6 protein-coding genes are annotated in these 4716 nt (G+C 62.8%); all 6 read right to left on the minus strand.

Going from position 1 to position 4716, the window contains the following annotated elements; translation table 11 throughout:
• Positions 1–520: alcohol dehydrogenase catalytic domain-containing protein (locus tag GRX66_RS16665; protein WP_159527524.1), on the minus strand; the 520-nt coding region annotated here is incomplete at its 3' end.
• A 69-nt stretch (positions 521–589) separates the two neighbouring features.
• Positions 590–1141 carry a GNAT family N-acetyltransferase gene (locus GRX66_RS16670; RefSeq protein WP_159527525.1) on the minus strand — a complete coding sequence of 184 codons (552 nt, stop codon included), beginning with the start codon at positions 1139–1141 and terminating at the stop codon, positions 590–592.
• Between the two features lie 85 nt (positions 1142–1226).
• Positions 1227–1424, minus strand: coding sequence for a hypothetical protein (locus GRX66_RS16675; protein WP_159527526.1), 198 nt, complete (start codon positions 1422–1424; stop codon positions 1227–1229).
• Positions 1425–1538: 114 nt separating this feature from the next.
• Positions 1539–3050, minus strand: coding sequence for a carboxypeptidase M32 (locus tag GRX66_RS16680; protein ID WP_159527527.1), 1512 nt, complete (start codon positions 3048–3050; stop codon positions 1539–1541).
• Positions 3051–3548: 498 nt separating this feature from the next.
• Positions 3549–4238 carry a hypothetical protein gene (locus GRX66_RS16685; RefSeq protein WP_159527528.1) on the minus strand — a complete coding sequence of 230 codons (690 nt, stop codon included), beginning with the start codon at positions 4236–4238 and terminating at the stop codon, positions 3549–3551.
• A gap of 159 nt (positions 4239–4397) precedes the next feature.
• On the minus strand, positions 4398–4716 hold a 319-nt coding region (locus GRX66_RS16690), incomplete at its 5' end, for a M20/M25/M40 family metallo-hydrolase (RefSeq protein ID WP_159527529.1).

Here is a 4716-nt window from a genome sequence, read left to right on the forward strand (position 1 = left end):
CGACCACCACGGTGTCGCCTCGCGCGCCCGCGCTCACGGCGGCGTGGTGCCCCGTGCCCATCACGTCAGTCAGCGGGAGGAGCGATTCGAGGACGTCCTCGTCGTCGGCGTACCGGTCCGGGACGCGCACGAGCGTGCCGTCAGCGTGCGTACTGCGGACGTACTCGCCCTGCGCACCGCCGTTGTCGCCGCCCCAGCCGTCGCCGTTCTCGCAGGACGTCTGCAGGCCCTTGCGGCAGAACTCGCAGTACCCGCAACTGATGGCGAACGGCGCGAGCACGCGGTCGCCGGGTTCGACGGACGTCACGTCGTCGCCGACTGCCTCCACGATACCCATCGGTTCGTGGCCGACCCCCGACCCCGGGTCGCGGTCGCTGTCGCCGCGGTAGAACCAGAGGTCCGACCCGCAGACGGCGGTGTGCGTGACGCGCACGATGGCGTCGGTCGGCGCCTCGAGTTCGGGTTTCGGAACGTCCTCGACGGTGATGTCGCCTGGTCCCTGGAAGATTGCAGCGCGCATGGTCGAGCACTCGGCAGGCAGTGGGAAAAGCCACCCGGCACCCCTGGTTGGTCGCCGGAACTCGGCCGCCTACCGGCCGTCCCACTCCTCCCGGAGCAGTCCGTACGTCAGCATGTCGTAGTAGTCGCCGCGGTAGTAGGCGGCGTCGCGCCGAGCGCCCTCCCGCTGGAACCCGAGCGATTCGAGCAGCCCCTGCGAGGCGTCGTTGAACGCGCCGGCGGACGCCTCGATGCGATTGAGATTCAGGTCCGTGAAGCCGTACTCGACGACGAGGCCCGCGGCCTCCGAGCCGTACCCCTCGCCGTGGAACTCGGGATCGAGGTGGTATGCCAGTTCCATGCTTCGCGCGCGGTCGGTCGCCGTCGGCCCGTACTGGCTGGCCGTCAGCGACACCATCCCGACGGGCTCGTCGTCGACGCAGACGACGAGTTTCACGTCGTCCTCGGTGGTGAGCGTCGTCTCGAAGAACTCCTCGGCGAGGGCGCCGTTCATCGGCTTCGCGTCCAGCGCGGGGCGCCAGAGTTCCGGGTCGTTCATCCAGCGCTGTATCGCGTCGAGGTCCCCGCGCTCGGGTGGCCGGAGGGTGACGCTGTCGCCGGAGAGGAAGACGGGACCGGGCATGCGGGACGCTCCCGCCGAATCCGGCATAAGCTTTCGGTGACGCCCCCACGGCGGCGAGGGGGGCAGCGGGCTGTCGCTGCGGAGGCTACCGGCCGTAGAGGAGGGACGAGAGCGCGAGGAACGTGAGGGTAGCGCCGCCGACGAATCCGGGGAGGCCGAGGTCGCTGGGGAACCCGCGGCCCAGCGCGCTCCCTGTGAGGAAGCCGACGAACGCCGACGACAGCAGCAGGACGGCGCCCATCTGCCACTTCTCGACGAACTCGACGGTACTCTCGGCCTGCATACAGCCGGCTACACCGGCAGCACTAATCAATCGGTTGGCCCCACGTGTACGTTCGTCTCGAAGAACAGGGATCCGGAGCGAGAGGCGGAGGCGAATCGGGCTCGATGCCCGGTATCAGAGGTCGTAGAGGTCGGTGTACTTCTCGGTGACGTAGTCGACGAAGTGGTCGGCGTTGTACTCCTCGCCGGTCGCCTCCGCTACGAGTTCCGGGGTGGTGTACCGGGCGCCGTGCTGGTGGACGTTGGTCTCCAGCCAGTCCGCGATGACGTCGAAGTCGCCGTCGCGCACCTTCTCGTCGACGTCGCCGACGTCCGCTTCGAGGGCGTCGTAGATCTGGGCGGCGAGCACGCTCCCCAGCGAATAGGTCGGGAAGTAGCCGAACGAGCCGTGGCTCCAGTGGATGTCCTGGAGGCAGCCCTCCGCGTCAGTCTCGGGGCGCACGCCGAGGTACTCCTCGTACTTGTCGTTCCAGCGCTCGGGGACGTCCGCGACGTCGAGGTCGCCCTCGATGAGCTCGCGCTCGATCTCGAAGCGCACGATGATGTGCATGTGGTAGGTGAGTTCGTCCGCTTCGACCCGGATGAGGTTGTCCTCGTAGACCTCGTTGGCGGCCTCGTAGGCGTCCTCGGGGGTGGCCTCGGCGACCTGCGGGAAGCGCGCCTGCATCTCGGGGAGGAACTTCTCCCAGAACACCCGAGACCGGCCGACGTGGTTCTCCCAGAGGCGGCTCTGGGACTCGTGCACGGTGAGGTCGCGGGACTCCCCCAGCGGGCTGCCGTACTGCTCGCGCGGCAGGCCGAGCGTGTAGCGCGCGTGCCCGAACTCGTGAATCGTGGAGGTGAGCGCGCCCAGCGGGTCGTCTTCGGCGAACCGCGTGGTGACGCGGGCGTCGAACTGGTTGCCCGTGGAGAACGGGTGCGGCGCGGTGTCCAAGCGGCCGTGCTCGAAGTCGTAGCCCAGGGTGTCGAGGACGTCCCGCGCGAGGGCCTCCTGGGTGTCGACGTCGAACTCGCCCTCGAAGGGGTCGGCGAGTTCGACGTCGCTCTCGCGGATGTCCGCGATGAGCGGCACGAGCTCCTCGCGGAGGCGTTCGAGCACGCGCTCCGCGGTGTCGAGGTCGAGGTACGGCTCGTAGTCCGCGAACAGCACCTCGTAGGCGGGCTTGTCGGGGTCGATGTGCTCGGCGTACTCCTTCTTGAGTTCGATGAGGTCCTCGAGAATCGGCGCGAAGACGGAGAAGTCGTCCTCCGCCTTGGCTTCCTTCCACTTGGGGAGGGCTTCGGACGTCGTCTCGGAGATCTCGGCGACGAGTTCGCTGGGGACGCGGTCGGCGCGCTCGTAGGCGCGTCGAATCTCGCGGACGACGGCAGTCTGCTCGCCGGTGAGGTCCACGTCCTCGAGTTCGTCCAGCCAGTCGCCGACCTGCGCCTCCGTGAGCAGGTCGTGGGACAGCGAGGAGAGGGTGGACTTCTGCTGGGAGCGAGCGGGCGTCCCGCCTTCGGGCATCATGACTTCCTGGTCCCAGGAGAGGAGACTGGTCGCGGCGTTGACGTTCGAAATCTGTTCGTAGTGGTCGAGGAGCGCCTCGTAGGCGTCGGGGACCTCCTCAGTAGCCTGCGCGGACATACGCTAGCCGAACAGTTCGGTGCCTATGAGGATTGTCCTCTCGGATTGCCGGCGAGCTATAACCTCTAAATTTGGGGATTAAAAATTGGGAGGGCAGTGTGCGAAGCCGCGGACTTACACTTTAGCAATATCTACTCAAACTTATCAGCCAGTGGTTCAGATAGGTAACAAAGTGGCTCTTGTTGAAATATCTGCAATCGCGTTCGTAGTTGGCCATGGTCTCGATGTACTCACTACACTACCACTCTGGGAATACGAGGGAAATCCCGTAGTGGTTGCCATAGGGAAGCAAACATGGATTGCTCTCAAATTGGTTCTTCTCATCGGCGCTATCCCAGCGTATTATATTGGCCGTAGTCACCCATTCACACCCTATATTTTCGCAGTTGGAGCTTCGGTCGGGTTTGCCGCGTCTGCCTGGAACTTGAATCAGTTTGTCAAACGATTTGTCCAGTAACGCGTAGTAGTGAGGTCTTGGTTATGGAAATCCCTTCATGACTAAGTCAGGCAGTTATCCACCAATCTGCTCAACTCAATACGTCGAACCCCGTTATCTGTTTGTTTGAGTTCAGAGAGAATATTATCATCGTCTCGGTTAGCAAATACATCGGTTGGTTCCCGAACCCCCGATTGAGAGACGTAGCTATAATATAATTTTAGCATCGCAGGAGAGTCTTCATCACCCGTTGCATTCCCGTACTTTTCCTGAATCTCGATTAGGCCCTCTTCCCCCATACCATCTACTAGACTGATGAATTCACCATCGTTGAGATGTATTGGTTCATCGTGAGGTACGAATCGTGAGACGGTTTCTACCGACCCTCCTTTCTCTACAGTTGCGACTGCCTGGAAGTAAAGAGCGGGGCCCGGACCGTAGTTGCGGAGTCCAAAATCAAATTTCTCCTCCCCCTCCTCGCGTTCAAAATCTTCTCGAACTGCTGGACGGGTTTTGTTCGGACGATGACGTAACCTATAGAGGGCGATGAAAGCAGTCCAGGCGGAAATCAGTGCAATCGTCCCTGAGGACTCAACAAATCCACTCCAAGCGGCCACGATTCCAGGGAGACTGAGACCCTGAATAAAAGGGGCGAAAGCGGCGACGAGAACCAGAAGTAGACTAGCTCCAAACCCCAGATCGTATTTGTCAAGGTGTGGTGCAATCTCCCGTATTTTCGAATTATCCAACATATGAGTGATTACTGCAAATATAGAATTAAACCCCAGGGTTGGTACTAGAATGCTCTCAGAATCCGTGAAAGAAACCTTGGGAGCGCCTAAAGTCCCTTGGCGCTTTCTGGGATGTCTACAGCATCTAGTAATGTCGTTTTTACCACTATTCTGCGCCAACTACGAATTTGTAAGGCGTTCGTAGACGCTTCGGCACCGGGCGAGCAGGTCGAGGGAGACGCTCTCGGACGCGGTGTGGGCTTCGCCGGGTTCCGCCGGGCCGCAGACGACGCAGGTCACGCCGGCGTCGGCGAGCCAGCCGGCGTCGGTCGCGTGGGGTTTCGCGACGTGAGCGCCCGCACCGGCCTGGACGGCCCCGGCGGCGTCGAGCACGCGGTCGGCGAACTCGGGGTCGTCGCAGGCCATCGGCGGGAGGTCCTGGTCGATCGTCCACGACACGCCGTCGATGGCTTCGACCGCACCGACGTCGGTGCGGTCG

Origin of the sequence: Halobacterium bonnevillei, assembly GCF_009831555.1 — an archaeon.
Lineage (GTDB): Archaea > Halobacteriota > Halobacteria > Halobacteriales > Halobacteriaceae > Halobacterium > Halobacterium bonnevillei.